Genomic DNA, 21,038 nt, shown 5'->3' with positions numbered 1-21,038 from the left:
GTTAAAATATTACTATTTTTGAAGGCTACAAAATTGATACTAAAAATAAACAATTTCATATAAATATGTACAATTCAAAAATAACAGGCTTAGGCTATTATGTTCCAGAGAACGTAGTAACTAATGACGATTTGAAACAATGGATGGATACTTCTGATGAATGGATTCAGGAGCGTACCGGAATTAAAGAACGTCGTTGGATAGATCCAAAAACAGAAGATACCACTGCTGTAATGGGAGCAAAAGCGGCTAAAATAGCGATTGAAAGAGCAGGTTTAACGAAGGATGATATTGATTTTATTGTTTTTGCAACTTTAAGTCCGGATATGTATTTTCCTGGAGGTGGAGTACAAGTACAAGATATATTAGATATGCCAACAATTGGTGCCTTAGATGTACGTAACCAATGTTCGGGGTTTATTTATTCAATGTCTGTTGCCGATCAGTTTATTAAAACAGGAATGTATAAAAACATTTTAGTAATTGGAGCAGAAAACCATTCTGGAGGTTTAGAAAGATCAACAAGAGGTAGAGGAGTAACTGTTATCTTTGGAGATGGAGCAGGAGCAGCAGTGCTTTCTAGATGTGAAGAGGAAGGAAAAGGAATCTTATCTTCTCATTTACATTCGGAAGGTAAGCATGCAAAAAAATTAGTTTTAGAAGGGCCATCTACACAGCGCTGGGTGCCGGATATTTTAGAAAAGAACGACCCAGAAGATCAATCATATTTTCCTTACATGGATGGGCAATTTGTATTTAAACATGCAATTACTCGTTTTTCAGAAGCAATAAACGAAGGTTTAGAAGCTAACGGATTAGAAAAAAGTGATATAGATATGTTAATTCCGCATCAAGCAAATTTACGTATCGCACAATTTATTCAGAAAAAGTTTCAATTGGCTGATGACAAAGTGTATAATAATATTATGAAGTATGGTAATACAACTGCTGCTTCTGTAATTATAGCACTTACTGAAGCTTGGGAAAAAGGTAAAATTAAAGACAACGATTTAGTGGTTTTAGCAGCTTTTGGTAGTGGATTTACCTGGGGTTCTGTAATTATTAAATGGTAGTTGTTTTAGCCCCGATTGTAGCAATTGTTTGAGCTCCTTTTTTTTTTTCAAAAAAAGAGCGAGTGCGAAAAGCGGGAAATAGCTTTAAATAAAAATAATATAATAAAAAAAAATCCGAAGTTATTACTTCGGATTTTTTTATGCATCATTTTAAGGCTAAAACATTCCGCCGCCTTGTTTTTCGTTGTTGTCTCTTTGACGTCTTGCTTTTGCTCTGTTTTTACCGCCGCCAAATCTGTAATTAAAACCTATATAAGTGGTTTGACTTTCCCAGTTAAATTGTCCACTTTGTTTGTAAGGTCTGGTAGAATCAAAACCAAATTTCATTCCGTTAAAAATATCATTAACTCTTAAGTTTACGGTACCTTTTCCGCCTAAAACAGTTAAACTAGCTCCGGTATTAATCATCCACATTTCTTTTACATCCCATTGAATATCTTCTCTTGGTCCACGGTACATTGCAAATAATTGAAAACGTAAGTTTTTAGTAGCCTTAAAGTTGTTGCTAATACGTGCGTTAAATGTTTCGTTTTGTACTTCTATTCTGGCTGCGTTAGGGTCGCTTAAATTGGCAGTTCCAAATTGTTTTTGCGAATAAAAATCTATACTAGAGTTCAATCGCCACCAGTTATTTACTTTATAGTTTGCCGAAAATTCCAATCCGTATGAGTTAGTGTCATCAAAATTAGCAAATGATAATATTTGACGAACTTCATTCGGGTCAGTAGGGTCTTTGTAAGTAACACGTGAAATAGCATCGTTAATTTTACGGTAAAAAGTACCAAAAGATAACGAACCTCCTTTTATTTTACGGGTATAATTAAACTCTAAAGAATTGGTGAATTGTGGTACTAAATTTTCATTTCCTATTGAAGTGATTAAAGGCGTACTCCATTGTCTAATTGGGTTTACTTGCCCTATTCCTGGTCTGTCAACTCTACGGCTATAACTTAATTGAAATTGATTTTTTTCAGAAGGATTATAGGTGAAAAAAGCAGATGGATAAATAGAAAAAATATCATCGGTAACTTTTGCAGGAGTTTTGTTTTCTAAGTTAAAGTTTCCGTTTACTTTAAATTGCTCTAAACGAGCTCCTAGTTGCATGGTTACTTTTCCGAAGTTGTGTCCGTAATTTATATAACCTGAATATATTTTTCTGTCATAGGTAAAAGATGAGTTACCAACTCTTTCTGTACCTGTTATTTGTGGATTATTATTGTTATCAAGAATTAAATTACCATTATTATCTCTTAAATAAGTGTTTTGTTCTTGATCGGTTAAATTATCGTTATCAGTATTGTTAACTCTATATTCTACACCTAGCTCTAGTTTTCCTTTTTCAGAAATTGGGTTGGTATAATCAATATTTATTAATGTATTCTTTCTATTGTTTTTAATAGTGTTAAAGTAGTTTAATAACTTAGAGTTTGTGTTTACTAAATCTTTATTCATTGAGTTTTCAGGCGAATCGTTTGTTGAATAAGTAGTTTCAAATTCTAAATTGTGACCTTCCTTTTTAAAATCTATTTTATAATTCAGGTTGTAAGCGCTAGAACCTCCTTCTATATTTTGTGTGTTAGGTGCATCAGAAGTAAGGGTGTTGTTTTCAAAAATATTAGCTCTTGAGGTTCCGCCGCCTGTAAACCAATTTTGTGTAGTATAAAGCGATAATGTGTTTTTATCGTTTAGGTAAATGTCGGCACCAATTTTTGCTAAATGAGAGGTGTTTGTATTTACACTTCTAAAATTTTGTTCATTATTATTTTCTGGTCTTACTACATAACCGTAGTTTAAATTATCACCTGTATTGTAACCATAATTACCAAAAAAGTTTACTTTTCCTGTTTTATAATTCATATTGGTTGATCCATTAAAGCGAGTGTAATGATCGGCGGTAACTCCTAAATCAACAGAACCATTAAAGCCCATATTAGCATTTTTATTTAAAATGATATTAATAATTCCACTCATCCCTTCAGGATTGTATTTTGCTGACGGATTTGTAATTAACTCAATACTTTTTATTGATGAAGAAGGAATTTGTTTTAACAATTGTGCTGCACTCATATTGGTAGGTTTGCCATCAACAAGTACACGAACATTATCGTTTCCTCTTAAGCTAATGCCACCTGTTTGGCTATCAACACTTACAGATTGTACGTTGTTTAGTAATTCTGAAGCAGTTGTACCTGCTGAGGTTAAATCTTTACCAACATTGATAACTTTTCTGTCTACTTTTTGTGTTACGGTAGATGTTTCTGCTCTAATTTCTACTTCATCAAGTGTAGTGCTGTCTTCACTTAAAGCGATGGTTCCTAAATCAATTTTTCTGTTTTTGTTATTAATAGTAATTGATTTCGAAATTGTTTTATAACCAATAAATTGAATTTCAAGAATGCTTTTTCCTTCAGGAATGTTTTTTATTGCAAAAATACCGTTGTCATTTGTAATTCCTCCTGTTAAAATTTTATTAGCAGCATCTTTTATGATTATATTTACATAAGGCAAAGGTTCTTTTGTTGTTTGATCGATTATTTTACCAGAAACAATCCCTGGTTTGGGTAAAATACTTTTAGGCATTTGAGCAAATAAATTTACACTAAAAACCGTTAAAAGTAATAATAGTATTTTTTTCATTTTGTTTGTTTTTTCGATTGTTTTGATGTTTAATAGACTAACAAAATGTGACTTTTGTTACCTTAATTAACACAGTTTAACGTATTATTAACAATTATGAAAAAAGATACTTTAGTTATAGGAGCTTCATTAAACCCTACGAGATATTCAAATATTGCGATTAAAAGATTGACTGATAAAGGTGTAAAAACTCTAGCAATAGGCTTAAGAAAAGGAGTGGTGTTAAATACCGTTATTGAAACAGAAAAAGTACCTTTTAAACATATTGATACAGTAACGTTATATTTAAATGCCGAGCGTCAAAAGGAATACTATGAATATATAATTTCATTAAAGCCTAAAAGAGTAATTTTTAACCCTGGAACAGAAAGCGATGAGTTTTATGCGCTTTTAAAAGAGAATGGAATAGAGAGCGAAGTAGCTTGTACGCTAGTTTTATTATCAACCAACCAGTATTAACTTAAAACAAATGTAGGAGTGGAATTGGCGGTGTGTTTTTTACCTGCTTCTGCTAATTCTACATTTTTAAATATAGTTTGTGCCTCTTTTTTAAAATCTTCAATATTAGAATATCTACTAGAATAATGACCGATAATTAATTTACCAACGTTTGCTTGATTAGCTATAGAAGCAGCTTGTTCGGCAGTAGCATGTTTTGTTCGCTCACATAAATCTTCTCTATTTTTTAAAAAGGTAGCTTCATGATATAAAAGGTCTACATTGTTAATAATAGGAACAATATCTGGCTTGTATGCAGTATCACTACAAAAAGCATAGCTTTTTGGTTTGGGAGGATCTAATGTTAATTGTGAATTAGGAATTATAGCTCCGTTAGATAAAACAAAATCTTTACCTGCTTTAATATTGTTAAAGTCACAAGTATCAATTTCTTTGTGTTCTTCAATTTTACCAATATGTAGTTTTCTTGGCTTTTCTTTTTCTTTAAATAAATAACCGTTGGTATAAACTCTATGATCTAAAGGTATGGTGTATACCGATACTTTGTCATCTTCAAAAATTAACTCACTTTCATTTGAGGTTAATTCATGAAAAATAATGTGGTATTTTGTCCACGATTTTGATAATTTTAATTGTAACGTAGTAACTTCTTTAATTCCTTTTGGGCCATAAATATGCAATTCTTTTTCTCGATTTAAAATACCGAAAGTTGAAATTAAACCAATTAAACCAAAAAAATGATCGCCATGTAAATGAGAAATAAAAATGTGGTTTATTTTAGAAAAACCAATTTTGTATTTACGCATTTGCCGTTGTGTACCTTCACCACAATCAATTAAAAAATGACGATTATTAATTTCTAAATATTGAGATGTTGGGTGTGCGTTTACTCTTGGAGTAGCAGAATGACAACCTAAAACAGTTACGGTTAAACTCATTTATCGTATTACAAAGCGTTTAGAAATTACTTCTTTATTACTTTGTACGGCGTATATGTACATTCCAGATTTTAAATCATTACGATCAAAAGGAATTTTATTTTTACCATTAACAACCTTAATTTTTTTAGAATATACTGTTTTGCCAAGTACATTTCTAACAGTTAAAATTATTGTTTGATTCATTTTTGAGTTTACAAAAATGGTCGTGTTGTTGGTAAAAGGGTTTGGAGATGCAACTAATTTATCTATAGATTTTTGTTGAGAGAAATTAGATAGTGTTACTGTTAATAAAAAGAAAAAAAGTATTTTTTTTACCATATGTATTCATTTAGGGGATAATAAATATTAGGTTAAAAACCTAAATCACGCTGAATATTTTCCATTTCGATAACATCTTGAGCTTCAACTAAGGTTGGGACAATGTTTAAATTTTCAGGAAAATCATCAATATTTACATCCTTTAAAACAATAACAAAAGATGTACCATTTTTTTGATGTTCATGAGCGTAATCCAAAAATAATAAAATATTTTGTTTAGAGTAGTTAAAATTCTCTGAAATTTTAACTACAAGGTGTTTTTTATTATAGTTAACATGTTCTTTTTCAAAATTTAAAAAAAAATCAGAAAAATTATTTGCTTCAGAACTTATTAGTACATAGTTCGATTTTTCTTCAATTTTCATATTATCTTTTTATTTGTTGTGCTAATAAGTAGATTACTGCCATACGTACCGCGACTCCATTTTCTACTTGATTTAAAATAATAGATTGGCTACTATCAGCAACATCACTTGTTAATTCAACACCACGATTTATAGGGCCAGGGTGCATTATTACAATATCTTTATTAAGATTGTCTAGTAGCTCTTTATTTATTCCAAAAAGTTGTGTGTACTCTCTTGTTGATGGGAAATACTTAATATCCATACGTTCATGTTGCACGCGTAAAACATTGGCTATATCACACCATTCTAAAGCTTTTTTTAAGTTGGTTTCAACTTCAACTCCTAAGCTAGAAATGTATCTTGGAATTAAAGTAGTAGGTCCACAAACTTTAACCTCGGCACCTTGTAATTGCAAAGCAAATATATTTGATAAAGCTACACGTGAGTGTAAAACATCACCAACAATCACAATTTTTTTGCCTTTTAAATTACTATTTAAAGCTTCACGCATAGAAAAACTATCAAGTAATGCTTGTGTAGGATGTTCATGGGTACCATCACCAGCATTTATAATTTTTGCATCTACATGGTTTGATAAAAATATACCAGCTCCAACGCTTCCATGGCGCATTACCACAATATCAACTTTCATTGATAGAATGTTATTTACCGTATCAATTAACGTTTCTCCTTTTTTAACAGATGATTGTCCTGCAGAAAAATTAATAACATCGGCAGATAAACGTTTTTCGGCCAATTCGAAAGAAAGCTTTGTGCGAGTACTGTTTTCAAAAAATAAGTTTGCAATGGTAATATCTCGAAGAGAAGGAACCTTTTTAATAGGCCTGTTTATTACTTCTTTAAAATGAGAAGCAGTTTCAAAGATAAGCTCTAAATCAGTTTTGTTAAGGTATTTTATACCTAATAAATTTTCAACACTTAACTGCTTCATCTTAGTTTGTTTTTGTAGTCATAACTAATCAAGCTTTGTAGGCTTGGTTTCTAGGTAAATGGTATCTTTTTTATGAGTTTCTAGCCAATTAACAATTACTTTTTCTTCGTTAATAGCATCTACTTGTCTACCTCTATAATCAGGTTGAATAGGTAGGTGACGACTAAATCGACGATCTATTAATACTAATAACTCAATGTTTTCAGGTCGTCCATAGGATTGAATTGCAGTTAAAGCACTTCGTACACTTCTACCCGAGTATAGTACATCATCGATAATTACCACTTTTTTACCTTCAATCAAAAAATCAATTTGGGTAGAGGTTGCTTCTAATGGTTCGTCTCTTCTTCTAAAGTCATCACGATAAAAAGTAATGTCTAATAAACCTAATTGTAAATTTTTAATTTGATATTCATCTGTTAACAATTTAGCCAATCTTTTTGCTAAAAAAGCGCCTCTAGGCTGCAATCCTATTAAAACAGTATTAGAAAAATCGTTATGATTCTCGATTAACTGACAAGCTAATCGATGCAGAATGATTTCAATTTCTTTTGAAGTAAGTAGTGTTTTTCTGCTCATGTTTTGCTATCAAAATTGGTATGATAGTTCAACGTTCAAAAATAAAGCAAAAAAAACAGCTAGCAAAATTAAAGTTAAGGAAACATAAAACTATATGAATAAAAATATCTTTACCTTTGCAAACTTTTAAAATAGCCTTGTAATATTATGATGAAATACATTAAAAATAAGAAACTTAACATTAAAGATGATACCTTGGCAGGTATAACGGTTTCTTTAGCAATGATTCCTGAAGTTGTAGCTTTTGCTTTTGTGGCACAAATTAGTCCAATTGTGGCATTGTTTGGAGCGTTTGTAGTAGGAGTAATATCAGCAATTTTTGGAGGTAGACCAGGACTTATTTCTGGCGCAGCAGGAGCAGTTGCGGTAATTTTTGTTGACATGATACAAGAAGGGCATGCAAAAGGATTGTTGTTTGATCAACCTGTTGAAAACATGGGTTATTTTTATTTGTTAGCAGCCGTAGTTTTAATGGGAGTAATACAGATTTTTGCAGGTTTATTTAAATTAGGGAAATTTGTACGTTTAATTCCGCATCCAGTAATGATGGGGTTTGTAAACGGATTAGCTATCGTTATATTTATGGCGCAACTAGGGATGTTTACAGAAAATAAAAAAGATTTTTTTGGGCAAAATATGCGTAAAACCGAATCGAAAGAATTGGTGTATAATGTAGAAAATAATCAAGTAAAAGATATAAATACTGCTACTATTTTATTTAAAATTGAAGGTAATTCAGTTAAAAATGCAACAACAAACGAAAATGTTTATGTAATTGCTGACGGACAAGTTTTTGATGCAACCACAAAAAAAGTTGTTTTTAATGCTTCAGATGAAGGGTTTTACTCTGTAAAAGATAGCGGAGTTGTAAAATCAACAATGCAAGGAGCAACTTTATATACAATGATTGGTTTGGTGTTATTGACCATGTTAATTGTTTGGGGATTACCAAAATTAACCACAAAAGTTCCTGCGGCATTAACAGCTATTTTAATTGTTACGTTAATATCTATATTTAGTGGCTTAAATTCAATTAATGTAGGAGATTTTATTAGAGATGGTGGAGGTGCTGGTTTAAATGGAATTGATGAAATTTCTAAAAAACTAAATTTATTAGAGTTATGGAGCAACCTTCCGTTTAATTTAGATACTTTAAAGTTTATTGCTCCTTATGCATTTTTAGCAGCATCAGTAGGTTTAATTGAAACTTTAATGACGATGAATTTAGTTGATGAGTTAACTGATAGCAGAGGTAACGGAAATAAAGAATGTGTGGCACAAGGTGCAGGAAACATTGTGAGTGGTGTTTTTGGAGGAACCGGTGGTTGTGGTATGATTGGTCAAACAGTAATTAACATTAATGCAGGGGGTAGAGGAAGATTATCAGGTGTAATGATGTCGTTAACCTTATTAACTTTTATTTTATTCGCTGATAAATATATAGAGCAAGTGCCTATTGCTGCTTTAGTAGGCGTAATGTTTATGATGGTCATTGAAACTTTTGCTTGGTCTAGTTTTAGAATTATGAAAAAAATTCCAACTTCTGATGCTTTTGTATTAATAATCGTATCTGCAGTTACGGTATTTTTCGATTTAGCAATTGCAGTTTTTGTAGGGGTTATAATTTCGGCTTTATCTTTTGCTTGGACAAGCGCTAAGAAAATTAGAGCTAGAAAGAGAATGAAGGCTGACGGAACGAAAGTGTATGAAATATGGGGGCCATTATTTTTTGGAAGCATTACAACATTTAATGAAAAGTTTGATATTAAAAATGACCCTCAAAATGTAGAAATAGATTTTGTAGAAAGTAGGATTTCAGATCATTCGGCTTTAGAAGCATTGTTTATTTTAGTAGAGAAGTATGAAAAAGCAGGGAAAATATTAAAATTAAAACACTTAAGTGAAGATTGTAAGGTATTAATGTATAAAGCTAGCGATAAATTTTATGATGTAATTATTGCAGACGTTGATGATCCTCGTTATCATTTGGCTGAAAACCCTGAGGCTTTTCCGAAGCCTTTATCAGAGTATAAGTTTTAAAAATAAAAAGTCCCGCAAATTGCGGGACTTTTTATTGAATTAAGTTTTGTTTATTGGACTAATTATTTCAACATCACTAAAAGCAATAGCACCTCTAATAACACTATCTATTGTGCTTTTTAAAGCTTCTATCAATTGCATTTTTAATTGCGATTTATGATGTATTAAACTAATTTCTCTAGCAGGTGGAGGTGTTTCAAACTCTCTTAAATGTTGTTTGTCATTTTCATTTAAATCTAAGGTATTTAAATAAGGCAACAATGTCATTCCTAAACCGTCTTTTGATAATTTTATAAGTGTGTCAAAACTTCCGCTTTCTAATTGAAAATGATGGGTTGAGTTTCTTTTATTTGTTCTACATAAATTAATAATACTATTTTTAAAGCAATGACCATCCTCTAAAAGTAAAATATCATCGACCTCTAAATCATCAATTTTAATTTTCTTCTCATTATATAAGCGATGTTCGTCAGGTATTAAACCTACAAAAGGTTCGTAATACAAAACACGTTCTTTTATGGCTTCGTTTTCTAAAGGTGTGGCTGCTAAAGCGGCATCTATATGACCATCGGTTAATTTTCGTATAATTTCATCAGTAGTTAACTCTTCGATAATTAATTGAACTTTAGGGTAATTTTTACTAAAAGTTTTTAAAAACATCGGTAATAATGTAGGCATAACTGTTGGTATGATACCAAGTTTAAACTCTCCTCCTATAAAACCTTTTTGTTGGTGAACGATATCAATTATTCGATTACTTTCATCAACAATTACTTTAGCTTGTTCAATAATTTTTTTACCAACTTCAGTTAATTCTATAGGTTTTTTAGAACGATTAAATATTTTTGCTTCCAATTCATCTTCTAATTTTTGTATTTGCATACTCAAGGTAGGTTGCGTAACAAAACAATGTTCGGCAGCAATTGTAAAGTTTTTATATTCAGCTACAGCTAGCGTATATTTTAACTGTGTAATTGTCATTGTATCAAATTTTTTGATAAAGATATTAAAACTATCAATATCTTTTATGGTTTTAGGAGCTTATTTAAAAGTAAATTTGTTGTAGAAAATAATTTAAATTAAAAACAATAAAAAATGAATAGATCAGTTATAGGTTTGGATAAAGGTCATACGGAAAAATTAATTATTGAATTAAATTCACTTTTGGCTAATTTTCAAGTGTATTATCAAAATGTTAGAGGTTTACATTGGAATATTAAAGGGAGAAATTTTTTTGAGCTTCACACCAAGTTTGAAGAATTTTATACAGATGCACAAGAAAAAGTAGATTTAATTGCAGAGCGTATCTTAACCTTGCAAGGAACTCCTTTGCATACTTTTGATGATTACGTAAAATTATCAACAGTAAAAATTGGTAAAAACGTTTCTAACGATGAAAAAGCGGTTGCGTTAGTAGTTAACTCTGTTAGCGAACTTTTAAAAATAGAACGCATTATTTTAGAGCTTTCTGATGAGGCAGGTGATGAAGGGACAAACGCTATGATGAGTGATTTTATTTCAGAACAAGAAAAAATGTTATGGATGATGAATGCTTGGTTGAGTTAACATCGTTCATATTTTGGGGAACTGAGCAGCGTCATAGACGCTGCTTTTTTTTTGTTTAAAGTAAATATTTAATTAAGATACGTAAACTAACAAAAGCTATTAAAATAGCAGTTGCTTTTTTTAATTGAATTGGGCTTAAGAATTGATGACTCATTTTATTACCTATTTTTCCACCAATGAAAACAGTAATTGTAAGGACGACTGTTAAGTTCCAATTAATTGAAAAATTAGGGTTAAAGCTTTGTCCTAATAAACCAGCAACTGAATTTACTAAAATAAAAAAACTTGAAGTAGCAGCAATTTTTTTAGGAGTATCCCAATTTGTTAAATGTAAAAAAGGGGAAAGAAAAATACCACCACCAATACCAACCATACCCGATATAAAACCAATTAAACTACCATAAATACCGTTTTTATATGGTTCTTTTTTGTTTTTATTTTGTTTTAATGATGTTATTGTTTTAGATAACCACATGGTTATTGCTGCGATTAATAATGTAATACCCAAAAGAATAAAAAAGATAGCTTGACTTATTTTTAAAAAACCACCTAAAAAAGCTAAAGGCACGCTAAACAAGGTTAATGGAACTACTTTGTTCCAGTTAATCATCTTTTCTTTTTGAAACAATAATACATTACTAGTAACTACAGCAATATTGCAAATTAAAGCCGTAGATCTTATTTGAGTATATACAATACCAGTTAATGCTAGTACTGCTAGGTAACTTGAGCCACCTCCAAAGCCAACAGAAGAATATAATATAGCAATGAAAAAAAATAGCAAAATTAAATGCCAGTTTAATAATAAAGTTTCAATAAATAACATCAACCGTTTTAGTTATTATAATTAACTTTTCAAAGATATCTTAAATTGTTGAGGTGTTAAATGTTCATTTTTTTTAAAAAGTCGGTTAAAATAAGTAACACTATTAAATCCTGCTTTGTACGCAATGTCACAAATGTTCTCTTGCGGAGTATTTTTAATCAACTTTTTTGCAAATTTAATTTTTTCGGAATTTATGTAATCTACAGGAGTAACACCTAAAGTATTTTTAAATTTTTTAAAAAAATGAGATTTACTCATACAAGCCTTTTCAGAAACTTCATCTAAGGTAAGATTATTTTTAGTTAAGTTTTCTTTAATATACTTTACAGCATAGCCTATTCTGGTGTCATTGAATAATTCATTTACATTGTTTAATATCAATTTACGAGCTTTGCTTTGTAGTAATCGTATTATTAACTCCTGAACCATTAAGTCTAGTAAAGCATCTTTAGATTTTGTGTTATTAATGAATGTTGTGGTTAATCTGTTAATTAAAATATTTAATTCTTCATTATTATTTAAATGAGAGGTAGTTTTTTTAAAATCCCAGTTATTATTTTCTCTTTCAATAACAGTATCTTCGTTAAAATTATAAACAACCTCATTTATTTTACCTTGATCAATAACTAATCCTAAACAAGAAGTAGGGGTGCGTAAGGAGGCTTCAGGGAAATCAATATGCATACTGTTATTTTCAGGAATAACTAAAGATTCGCCAGGGGTAAAGTAAAAAGGATCTGTCTTTTCAAAATGCATTGTTTTTTTACCTGTTAACATACTGGCAATAACAGTAGAATCGAAGTTTAAAAACACACTTTTAGTAGCTTCAAAAGTTTCAAACACATTTAACTCGGCATATTCTGAAGAATACATTGTTCTGTTTTCGATTAGGGTGGAGAGTTTTCTTCTTTTAAAATGTTGGTGGTTTAACGATATCATAGTTTTTGTTTTTTCAAATAGTAATATAGTGTAATTATTTAATAATATTGTTCTATTTATGTTAAAATATTAACAATATATTTGAGGTGTGTTTAAATTAAGTGTTTGAACTTTGTGATAATGATATTAGTTTTCCCCCTTTAGTTAAATTGTTATTTTGAAAGAAAAAAACTAACCCTTTTTAGGTGTTAGTTTTTTTTTGATGTAATATGGTATTTGTTATGAATATAATGTGTTTTGGCTATTAAATATTGTTATAAGTAGAAAAAAAATACAATTGTAATGTAATAATGTTAAATTAGTGCATTATAATTATACCTGTCATAAATGAGTAATTACCACGTAAAAAATTTAGAAGAATATTTTCAAGTATATAGAAAGTCTGCAAGAAATCCTGAATTATTTTGGGAAGAAATAGCAGAAGAACATTTTGTTTGGCGAAAAAAATGGGATAGCGTTTTAAAGTATGATTTTTCAAAACCAGAAATAAAATGGTTCGAAGGAGCGAAGTTAAATATAACAGAAAACTGTATTGACCGTCATTTACGAATACGTGGTGATAAAACAGCAATACTTTTTGAACCTAATAACCCTAATGAAGCTGCTCAACATATTACCTATAAAGAGTTACATAAAAGAGTATGTAAGTTTGCAAATGTTTTAAAAGATAATGGAATAAAAAAAGGAGATAGAGTTTGTGTTTATTTACCAATGATTCCTGAGTTAGCTATTTCTGTATTGGCATGTGCACGAATAGGAGCAGTACACTCGGTAGTTTTTGCAGGTTTTTCATCAACTGCATTATCAACACGAATAAACGATTGCGAAGCAAAAATTGTAATAACTTCAGATGGTTCTTATCGTGGAGCGAAAACAATAGACTTAAAAGGAATTGTAGATGAAGCTATAGAAAACTGCGATTGTATAGAAACTGTTTTGGTAGCAAAAAGAATTAACACGGCAATTAAAATGAAAGAAGGTAGAGACCAATGGTTACAACCATTGTTAGATGAAGCTTCTGAAATTTGTGAACCAGAAATAATGGATGCAGAAGACCCTTTGTTTATTTTATATACATCTGGTTCAACTGGTAGTCCGAAAGGAATGGTACACACCACTGCTGGTTATATGATTTACACAGCTTATACATTTAAAAATGTATTTAATTATAAAGAAAACGATGTGTATTGGTGTACCGCAGATATTGGTTGGATTACAGGGCATAGTTATATAGTATACGGTCCATTAGCAAATGGTGCTACAACTGTAATGTTTGAAGGTGTGCCTAGTTATCCAGATTTTGGACGTTTTTGGCAAATTGTTGAAAAACATAAAGTAAATCAATTTTATACAGCACCAACAGCTATAAGAGCTTTAGCTAAAGAAAAATTAGATTTTGTAGATAAATACGATTTATCATCAATAAAAGTTTTAGGGACCGTAGGAGAACCTATAAATGAAGAAGCTTGGCACTGGTACAATGATAATGTAGGTAAAAAGAAAAGCCCTATTGTTGATACTTGGTGGCAAACAGAAACAGGAGGAATGATGATTTCACCAATGCCTTACATAACCCCAACAAAACCAACCTATGCAACTTTACCATTACCAGGAGTACAATTGGCATTAATGGATGAAAAGGGACAAGAGGTAAAAGGAAATCAGGTTGATGGACGTTTGTGTGTAAAATATCCTTGGCCAAGTATGGCAAGAACCATTTGGGGAAATCATCAGCGCTATAAAGAAACCTATTTTTCTGCTTTTGATAATATGTATTTTACAGGTGATGGGGCTTTACGTGATGAGGTTGGTTATTACAGAATTACAGGTCGAGTAGATGATGTGATTATCGTTTCAGGACATAATTTAGGAACTGCTCCTATTGAAGATGCTGTAAACGAACATCCTGCGGTAGCAGAAAGTGCTATTGTTGGGTATCCACACGATGTAAAAGGAAATGCTTTATACGGGTATGTAATTTTAAAAGATGTTGGTGAAGGTAGAGATCACGATAATTTACGTAAAGAAATAAATCAAATAATTACCGAACATATTGGGCCAATTGCAAAATTGAATAAAATTCAATTTACAATAGGCTTGCCAAAAACACGTTCAGGAAAAATAATGCGTCGTATTTTACGAAAAATTGCCCACAACGAATTAGATAATTTAGGAGATGTATCTACATTATTAAATCCTGAAGTAGTGCAAAATATTATTGATAATAGGTTGTAATCTAAAAGACTATTTAGGTGTTTTTTAAGAAAGATTTATTTTTTTAGAATTAAATTTGTAGTTACTTGTAATAGTAAAACTACAATGGAGGTTATAACAACAGAAGATAAATTAAAAGAACGTATTAAAGAGCTAACATGTTTATATAATGTTAGCTCTTTAATTCAAAAAAACGATTTTACAAACATACACGAACTATTAAAAGGAATCGCTTTAAGTGTTAAAGCTTCAGTTCGTTACCCTGATACTGCTTTTGTTGAAATTGAAACCAACGATTACACTTTTTTTACAGAAACTAAAAAATTAGATACTATTTTTATTATTTCAAAAATTAATGTTTTTGATAAAATCTATGGGTCAATAAAGATTGGATATTTAAAAGAAGAATTTTCTCAAAACTTCTTTCTAGAAGAAGAAAAACAATTACTAAATAAAATAGCTGTAGAAATAGGAGGTTTATTTGAACGAAAACAAATAGAAGAAAAAAATATTTTAGCAAAAAGACAAATTGAACGAGTAGATAGGTTGTCAATTTTAGGAGAAATTACAGCAGGAATAGCACATGAATTAAATACACCTTTAGCTAATATATTGGGGTTTTCAGAACTTTTAAAAGAAAGGTTTGAAAATAATAAAGATGCTATAGAAGATTTAAATAAGGTTGTAAATAGTGCTGTTTATTCTAGAGAGGTTGTAAAAAAATTAATGTTTTTTTCTTGCGAAATGCCACAACAAATGGAGGTGGTAAATTGTTTGCCTATTATAAAAGAGGCCATAAGTTTATTAAGCCCTAATTTTAGAAAAAAAAATATAGAAAACGAATTATCTTTCAATAAAGAAAACATTCAATTAAAAGTAGATAAAATACAGTTAACTCAAGTTGTTTTTAATTTAATTATCAATGCTATTTATTTTTCACCAGTAAAAGGAAAAATTAAAACAGTTATTGAAGAAACAAAAGAAGGTGTAATACTAAAAATTTCAGATGAAGGAGTAGGAATTCCTTTAAGTGCATCAGAAAGTATTTTTAACCCTTTTTTTACAACAAAACCAATAGGAGAAGGTTCTGGGTTAGGATTAAGTGTTGTTCATGGAATTGTAAAAAGTCATAAAGGAACTATAAAACATGTACAAAATACTCCTAAAGGAACAACCTTTGTAATTAATTTTCCAAAAAATAAGAGTTAATGTTAGAAAAAGAAAATATATTGATTGTTGACGATGATATTCAAATATTAGAACTCATTCAACGTCATTTACTATCGTTAAATTATCACACATACAAAGCTATATCGGTAAAAGAAGCACTGCAAATATTACAAAGTAAAACGATTGATTTGTTAATTACAGATTTGCAAATGCCAGATGTTGATGGGTTAGAATTAATAAAATATAGTTCAGAACATTTTCCTAACATTCCAAAATTAGTAGTTACAGGTTTTCCCTCTATCGATGGCGCATTAGAGGTTATGAAATCAGGTGCGGTAGATTATATTACCAAACCATTTACAAAAGATGAATTAAAATTAGCAATATTAAAATCGCTAAAAAATAATTTAAAGCCTCAAAAATGTATTTCTGTAAATAAAAATATTAAAAAAAACTCTTACGGAGATTTAATAGGTTCATCAGAAGCAATGAAAAAAGTTACCGATGTAATAGATAGGCTTAAAAATAATAAAGCTACGGTATTCATATCAGGACAAAGTGGTACAGGTAAAGAACTAGTAGCAAGATCTATACATTATCAGGGTAAATTTTCTTCACAACCATTTATTGCTGTAAACTGTGGAGCGATACCAGAAAATTTATTAGAATCAGAATTATTTGGTTATGTAAAGGGAGCTTTTACAGGAGCTGAATCAAATAGAGAGGGGTTTTTTCAGGCAGCAAATAAAGGAACCTTGTTTTTAGATGAGATAGGAAATGCATCTACAGCTACACAATTACGTTTACTTAGGGTTTTACAAGAAAAAGAAGTTGTTAGAGTAGGTTCACAAAAAGCAGAAAAAATTGATGTTCGAGTAATTGCTGCAACCAATATTAACTTACAAGAATTGGTGAAAAAAAGAAGGTTTCGAGAAGATTTGTATTACCGATTAACAGTTGTTCAAATAAACATACCAACATTAGCTGAACGAATTTCAGATATTCCTTTATTGATTGAAAAGTTTCTTTTTAAATATGGGATAGAATATAAAGATCGATACTTAAAAATAAATTCGGCAGCAGTAAAAATATTAGAAAGGCATCATTGGCCTGGAAATATTAGAGAGTTAGAAAATGTAATTCAACGAGCAGTAATTATGTGTGATAAATCAGTTGAAGTATCCGATCTTCCTGATTATATAAAGTATCAAATAAATTTTTCTAAAACCCAAGAACTAATCTCTTTAAAAGAGTTTGAAAAAAAATACATAACTCAAGTTTTAACAGCTGTAAATAATAATAAAACTAAAGCTGCTGAAATTCTTAAAATTGATAGAAAAACACTTCGAGAGCGCTTAAAGTAAAATCGGGTAAAAATGCACCATTGGGTAATTAATCCTCAGTTTTATAATTTGTTAGAAAATATTTAAACTACGTAATTTATTGTTTTTAAGATCTTTATGTTTTCTTTTTTTTTGAAAACATATTTTGGTACACCTGTTGCCAATATGTAATTATATTAAAACAATATAATTTATGGACGTTAATAAAAGAAGTTTATGCAGTACATGTATAGATGTTGACTTTTGTAATTTAACATCAAATAATACATTTATTTGGTCTTGTAATGAGTTTAATCAAGAAAAAAGACCCAATAACAATACTGTTACTTTAGATGTTGAAGATTTAAAAACAATCAAAAAGAAAAAAGAATTAGAACTTATTTAATCTTTAAAAATGATTTTAACAAAAGAATTAAAGCAAAAAGAAGAGTCAAAGCAAGGGATGCTTCAAAACGTAATGAAACAGTTTGATGCAGCAGCTGATTTGGTAAACTTAAATCCGAATATTAAAAAAATATTAGGAATAACAAATAATGAGTTAATTATTAATTTTCCTGTTCGTATGGATAATGGAGATGTAGAGGTTTTTAAAGGGTACCGAGTGCAGCACAATAATGCTTTGGGTCCTTATAAAGGAGGGTTACGTTATCATCCAACAATAGATATTGATGCGGTAAAAGCTTTAGCTATGTGGATGACTTGGAAAACATCTTTAACTGGGCTGCCTTATGGTGGAGCAAAAGGTGGAATACAAATGGATCCTAAAAAGTATTCTCAATCAGAATTAGAAAGAATCACAAGGCGTTTTACATATGCTCTTGGAGATAATATTGGACCAGAACATGATATTCCAGCACCTGATGTAAATACAAATGCACAAACAATGGCTTGGATTGCTGACACCTATATGTCAACAAAAGCACCAGCAGAACGATCAAAAAATCAACATATTGTCACAGGAAAACCCATAGGGTCAGGAGGATTAGAAGGAAGAGATAGAGCAACAGGTTTTGGTGTTTTTTTAAATATAAAATTTTGGGCAGAACAAAGAAGAATTAGTCTTTTAGATAAAAAATTTATAGTTCAAGGGTTTGGAAATGTTGGTTTTTGGGCAGCTCATTTTTTAGAAAAAGAAGGCGCAAAAATGGTAGGAGTACAAGATGCTTTAGGTTCGATTGCAAACACCAAAGGAATTAATGTAAAAGATTTGTTTGAGTATGCAAAATTTAATAATGGAAGTATTGTTGGGTTTTTAAACGCAGAAGAAATAAAAAATGAAGATTTTTTTGGTTTAGATTGTCATATATGTATTCCTGCTGCATTAGGTAATCAAATAACAAAAGAAAATGCATCAAAAATAAAAGCCTCTTTAATTGCAGAAGGAGCCAATGGACCAACTACAGTTGAAGCAGAAAGAATTTTATTAGATAAAGAGGTTGATATCATTCCTGATATTTTATGTAATTCAGGTGGTGTAATAGCAAGTTATTTTGAATGGTTACAAAACAGAAATGGTGAGTTATGGGGATTGGATGAAATTATAGCAAGGCTAGATAAAAAAATGCGAGAAACTTTTATTAAAGTATTAAACTTGTCAACAAAAAGAAAGTTAGATATGAGGTCAGCTGCATATGTAATAGCAATAGAACGTATTGAGAAAGCCTATGTACAACGTGGAATTTTTCCATAGAAAAAGTAGTTTATTAAAAATTAAACTAGTAAAATAAAAAAGATGGAATTGAATATATATAACGATACTGAAAATAAAGTTATTCAAATAAGAAGCTTTAAAGAATTAGATATGTGGATTTCTCACATAAATTATATAACAAATGAATGTGATGTTTTAGCTAAGATATCATCAAACTTAATTAAAAATAGAAATTTAAGAGATAGTTTGTTATTAATGATTTTAAAAAATTCAGAAATATTAACTAAACTTTATAAAGTAAGAAATGAAACTGAAAATTTAAATGAATGTGATGATGTTGCTTGTAATTCATTTTATTTAGATGAGCATGAGAGTACAAGGCTTTTGTATTTAAAACACATTGAAACATACAGGGTTTTAAAACAAAAAGTTTTATTATGTCTTTTAAAGAAGTAAAATAATATAAAACACAAACTTACTTAAATGAGTAAAATAGCTTATTAGTTATATCAACCAAATTTGTTTTTAAAAAAGATTAGGTGTTGTATATTGCATTAATATAAAAAAGAATATTATAACTCTAATGAGCATTGTAAATATTAGAACTTATTTAGAAAAATCATTGACGATTAATGATAATGATTGGGAATTTTTTACCTCTAAATTAGCGCTAATAAAAATTAAAAAACGCACAAAAATTTTAAAAATAGGAGAAATTGAAAATCATATTTCTTTTATTAATAAAGGAGTTGTGCGTTTTTATATTCCTAAAGAAGACAAAGAGAAGGAAATTACTTTTGGGTTTTGTTTTAGCAACGAGTTTGTAAGTGCCTATGATTCGTTTTTAACACAACAACCTTCGTTGTATGAACTAGAAGCTCTTACTGATATTGAAATGTGGAGTATTTCACACGATGATTTACAAGAAGTGTATAACAAAACAAGTATTGGAAATACTTTAGGAAGATTATCATCTGAACGGCTATATTTAATAAAGTCTAAAAGAGAACAATCGTTATTAAACGAAACAGCAGAAGAGCGTTATTTAAAATTATTTGACGAACGTCCTAAGTTGATTAGAGAAATTCCTTTAAAATACATAGCTTCTTATATTGGAGTTACTGCGCAAGCGCTAAGCCGAATTAGAAAGCGAATTACTTAACTTAGGTTCATTTTTATTGCCATACTAAAATTGGTTCTTTGCATTCTAAAACTCACTAGAATGACAATAGTAATTTTCATGATTTTTTTATGGTATTCAGGCTTATTTTTTCAAACATTCTTTTTACATAGATATGCAGCACATCAAACTTTTACGATGTCGAAGTTTGCAGAAAAAGTATGTTTTGTGCTTACCTGGGTTTTTCAAGGTTCTAATTATTTAAGCGCTTATGGCTACGGGGTAATGCATCGATTACATCATGCGTATGCTGATACTGAAAAAGACCCGCATTCACCAAAATATGATGAAAATTTGTTTAAAATGATGTGGCGGACTAAAAATATTTATCAAGATATTAATAATCAAAGAATAGCAATTGATGATAAGTTTACTAAAAACGTACCACAGTGGAAAATCTTTGATAATTTTGCAAGCTCAAAATTTTCTAGATTAACTTGGGGAGCATTATATGTTGTGTTTTTTATGTTTTTTGCAACCGCTTGGTGGCAGTGGTTATTTTTACCAGTCGCTTTTTTAATGGCACCAATCCACGGAGTTATTATTAATTGGTTTGCACATATATACGGTTATGTAAATTTTAAAGTAAGCGATACTTCTAAAAATTTATTACCATTCGATTTTTTAATGATGGGCGAAGGGTATCACAACAATCACCATGCTCATGGTGGGCGCGCAAATTTTGGAGGAGTACGTTGGCATGAAATAGATATTACTTACTGTATTATGGTTCTTTTAGATAAGGTAAAACTGATAAAATTTAAATAAAGAGTACTTTTAAGTTGTGTTTTGTAATTGTGTCA

The 21,038-nt window shown here is 30.0% G+C and carries 21 protein-coding genes; 12 read left to right on the top strand and 9 right to left on the bottom strand.

Features of this window, described 5'->3' with window-relative positions; translation table 11 throughout:
• Positions 1-65 precede the first annotated feature (65 nt).
• A complete protein-coding gene (locus tag Q4586_RS10855) occupies positions 66-1,073 on the top strand; it encodes a 3-oxoacyl-ACP synthase III family protein (RefSeq protein ID WP_303528954.1) in 1,008 nt (335 codons plus the stop codon).
• Between the two features lie 156 nt (positions 1,074-1,229).
• Here the strand turns inward: Q4586_RS10855 and Q4586_RS10850 are convergent, their stop codons facing one another.
• Positions 1,230-3,710, bottom strand: coding sequence for a TonB-dependent receptor (locus Q4586_RS10850; RefSeq protein ID WP_303528952.1), 2,481 nt, complete (start codon positions 3,708-3,710; stop codon positions 1,230-1,232).
• Positions 3,711-3,806: 96 nt separating this feature from the next.
• On the opposite strand from Q4586_RS10850, the gene Q4586_RS10845 reads away from it, so the two are divergent.
• Positions 3,807-4,169, top strand: coding sequence for a CoA-binding protein (locus Q4586_RS10845; RefSeq protein ID WP_303528950.1), 363 nt, complete (start codon positions 3,807-3,809; stop codon positions 4,167-4,169).
• Here Q4586_RS10845 and Q4586_RS10840 read toward each other — a convergent pair.
• From Q4586_RS10840 to pyrR, 5 genes are read right to left on the bottom strand one after another with little or no spacing between them, the layout of a single operon-like run.
• Positions 4,166-5,107 carry a ribonuclease Z gene (locus tag Q4586_RS10840; protein WP_303528948.1) on the bottom strand — a complete coding sequence of 314 codons (942 nt, stop codon included), beginning with the start codon at positions 5,105-5,107 and terminating at the stop codon, positions 4,166-4,168. The two genes, Q4586_RS10845 and Q4586_RS10840, sit on opposite strands and share 4 nt — an antisense overlap.
• Positions 5,108-5,428 (bottom strand): T9SS type A sorting domain-containing protein, encoded by a 321-nt coding sequence (locus Q4586_RS10835; protein ID WP_068706145.1) that lies wholly within the window; start codon positions 5,426-5,428, stop codon positions 5,108-5,110.
• Positions 5,429-5,460: 32 nt separating this feature from the next.
• Complete coding sequence (locus Q4586_RS10830) at positions 5,461-5,793, bottom strand: hypothetical protein (protein WP_068706147.1); 333 nt, start codon at positions 5,791-5,793, stop codon at positions 5,461-5,463.
• A 1-nt stretch (position 5,794) separates the two neighbouring features.
• On the bottom strand, positions 5,795-6,727 hold the full coding sequence (locus Q4586_RS10825) for an aspartate carbamoyltransferase catalytic subunit (RefSeq protein WP_303528944.1): 933 nt from the start codon (positions 6,725-6,727) through the stop codon (positions 5,795-5,797).
• A gap of 24 nt (positions 6,728-6,751) precedes the next feature.
• Complete coding sequence (gene pyrR / locus Q4586_RS10820; RefSeq protein ID WP_068706151.1) at positions 6,752-7,306, bottom strand: bifunctional pyr operon transcriptional regulator/uracil phosphoribosyltransferase PyrR; 555 nt, start codon at positions 7,304-7,306, stop codon at positions 6,752-6,754.
• Between the two features lie 147 nt (positions 7,307-7,453).
• On the opposite strand from pyrR, the gene Q4586_RS10815 reads away from it, so the two are divergent.
• Entirely contained in the window at positions 7,454-9,346 is a 1,893-nt protein-coding gene (locus Q4586_RS10815; RefSeq protein ID WP_303528941.1) for a SulP family inorganic anion transporter, read from the top strand.
• A 39-nt stretch (positions 9,347-9,385) separates the two neighbouring features.
• Here Q4586_RS10815 and Q4586_RS10810 read toward each other — a convergent pair whose 3' ends face one another.
• Positions 9,386-10,327 (bottom strand): hydrogen peroxide-inducible genes activator, encoded by a 942-nt coding sequence (locus tag Q4586_RS10810; RefSeq protein WP_303528939.1) that lies wholly within the window; start codon positions 10,325-10,327, stop codon positions 9,386-9,388.
• Between the two features lie 114 nt (positions 10,328-10,441).
• Between Q4586_RS10810 and Q4586_RS10805 the strand changes: the two genes are divergently transcribed.
• Positions 10,442-10,912, top strand: coding sequence for a Dps family protein (locus tag Q4586_RS10805; RefSeq protein ID WP_303528937.1), 471 nt, complete (start codon positions 10,442-10,444; stop codon positions 10,910-10,912).
• A gap of 55 nt (positions 10,913-10,967) precedes the next feature.
• Here the strand turns inward: Q4586_RS10805 and Q4586_RS10800 are convergent, their stop codons facing one another.
• A complete protein-coding gene (locus tag Q4586_RS10800; RefSeq protein WP_303529065.1) occupies positions 10,968-11,738 on the bottom strand; it encodes a sulfite exporter TauE/SafE family protein in 771 nt (256 codons plus the stop codon).
• Between the two features lie 21 nt (positions 11,739-11,759).
• On the bottom strand, positions 11,760-12,677 hold the full coding sequence (locus Q4586_RS10795; protein ID WP_303528936.1) for an AraC family transcriptional regulator N-terminal domain-containing protein: 918 nt from the start codon (positions 12,675-12,677) through the stop codon (positions 11,760-11,762).
• Between the two features lie 327 nt (positions 12,678-13,004).
• Between Q4586_RS10795 and acs the strand changes: the two genes are divergently transcribed.
• The 8 genes from acs (at position 13,005) to Q4586_RS10755 (ending at position 21,003) form a co-directional block, all read left to right on the top strand.
• A complete protein-coding gene (acs, locus tag Q4586_RS10790; protein WP_303528935.1) occupies positions 13,005-14,912 on the top strand; it encodes an acetate--CoA ligase in 1,908 nt (635 codons plus the stop codon).
• Between the two features lie 84 nt (positions 14,913-14,996).
• Positions 14,997-16,100 (top strand): sensor histidine kinase, encoded by a 1,104-nt coding sequence (locus Q4586_RS10785; RefSeq protein ID WP_068706163.1) that lies wholly within the window; start codon positions 14,997-14,999, stop codon positions 16,098-16,100.
• Positions 16,100-17,425 carry a sigma-54-dependent transcriptional regulator gene (locus Q4586_RS10780; RefSeq protein WP_068706165.1) on the top strand — a complete coding sequence of 442 codons (1,326 nt, stop codon included), beginning with the start codon at positions 16,100-16,102 and terminating at the stop codon, positions 17,423-17,425. Before Q4586_RS10785 ends, Q4586_RS10780 begins: the two co-directional genes overlap by 1 nt.
• 172 nt (positions 17,426-17,597) lie before the next feature.
• Positions 17,598-17,789: a hypothetical protein gene (locus Q4586_RS10775; protein WP_068706167.1), complete on the top strand. Its 192-nt coding sequence runs from the start codon at positions 17,598-17,600 to the stop codon at positions 17,787-17,789.
• 9 nt (positions 17,790-17,798) lie between these two features.
• Positions 17,799-19,094, top strand: a complete 1,296-nt coding sequence (locus Q4586_RS10770; RefSeq protein WP_068706169.1) for a Glu/Leu/Phe/Val family dehydrogenase — start codon at positions 17,799-17,801, stop codon at positions 19,092-19,094.
• Positions 19,095-19,136: 42 nt separating this feature from the next.
• Entirely contained in the window at positions 19,137-19,511 is a 375-nt protein-coding gene (locus tag Q4586_RS10765; RefSeq protein WP_068706171.1) for a hypothetical protein, read from the top strand.
• A gap of 133 nt (positions 19,512-19,644) precedes the next feature.
• Complete coding sequence (locus Q4586_RS10760) at positions 19,645-20,217, top strand: Crp/Fnr family transcriptional regulator (protein WP_141677723.1); 573 nt, start codon at positions 19,645-19,647, stop codon at positions 20,215-20,217.
• Positions 20,218-20,277: 60 nt separating this feature from the next.
• Positions 20,278-21,003, top strand: a complete 726-nt coding sequence (locus Q4586_RS10755) for an acyl-CoA desaturase (RefSeq protein WP_303528931.1) — start codon at positions 20,278-20,280, stop codon at positions 21,001-21,003.
• The last annotated feature ends 35 nt before the right edge of the window (positions 21,004-21,038 follow it).

It is taken from the genome of Tenacibaculum soleae (assembly GCF_030549005.1).
Classification (GTDB): Bacteria; Bacteroidota; Bacteroidia; order Flavobacteriales; family Flavobacteriaceae; genus Polaribacter; species Polaribacter soleae.
The sequence above is the reverse complement of the archived record's forward strand: the minus strand, read 5'-3'. Positions and strand labels throughout refer to the sequence as shown.